We start from the raw sequence: 916 nt of genomic DNA, 5'->3' as shown, positions 1-916 counted from the left end.
AGGTCCGGCGCCTCCAACTTGGCCGCGAACGCGGTGAACTCGTCGGCGATCCGCTCGAACACCTCCTGCGACCAGTCGACCAGGTCCATCTTGTTGACGCAGAGCACCAGGTGCGGCACCCGCAGCAGCGAGCACAGGAACGCGTGCCGACGGGACTGCTCGACCAGCCCCTTACGGGCGTCGACCAGGATCAACGCCAGGTCGGCGGTGGACGCCCCGGTCACCATGTTCCGGGTGTACTGGATGTGGCCCGGGGTGTCGGCGATGATGAACTTCCGCCGCGGGGTGGCGAAGTAGCGGTACGCCACGTCGATGGTGATGCCCTGCTCCCGCTCGGCCCGCAGCCCGTCGGTGAGCAGCGCCAGGTTCGTGTACTCGTCACCCCGGGCGCTGCTGACCGCCTCCACCGCCGCCAACTGGTCGGTGAACAGCGACTTGGTGTCGTAGAGCAGACGGCCGATCAACGTCGACTTGCCGTCGTCGACACTGCCCGCGGTCGCGAACCGCAACAGGTCCATCGCCCGGGTCTCGGTGGGGAGCACGCTGGCCGTCATCAGAAGTACCCTTCCCGCTTACGGTCTTCCATCGCCGCCTCGCTGACCCGGTCGTCACCCCGGGTCGCACCACGCTCGGTGATCCGGGTCGCCGCCACCTCCTCGATCACCTTCTCCACGGTGTCCGCCTCCGAGCGGACCGCAGCCGTGCAGGAAGCATCACCGACGGTGCGGTACCGCACCCGCGCGGCGAACGGCGTCTCCCCCGCCCGAGGCCGGACGAACTCGTTCACCCCATACAACATGCCGTCCCGCTCCACCACCTCACGCTGATGCGCGTAGTAGATCGACGGCAACTCCAACCGTTCCCGGGCGATGTAGTGCCAGACATCCAACTCGGTCCAGTTCGACAACGGGAACAC

Annotated in this window: 2 protein-coding genes; both read right to left on the bottom strand. The window is 67.5% G+C overall.

The genetic code is table 11. The features are described 5' to 3' along the window. Positions 1 to 554 (bottom strand): GTP-binding protein (locus ABGB05_RS36930; RefSeq protein WP_347658678.1); only part of this gene is annotated, 554 nt, incomplete at its 3' end. Next, positions 554 to 916, bottom strand: a 363-nt coding sequence (locus ABGB05_RS36925; protein WP_347658677.1) for a phosphoadenosine phosphosulfate reductase family protein, incomplete at its 5' end; no start/stop codon positions are given. The genes ABGB05_RS36930 and ABGB05_RS36925, both read right to left, overlap by 1 nt.

The organism is Plantactinospora sp. B5E13, assembly GCF_039871775.1.
In the GTDB taxonomy this organism is placed as follows: Bacteria; Actinomycetota; Actinomycetes; order Mycobacteriales; family Micromonosporaceae; genus Plantactinospora.
This window is presented reverse-complemented; position numbering and strand designations above follow the sequence as displayed.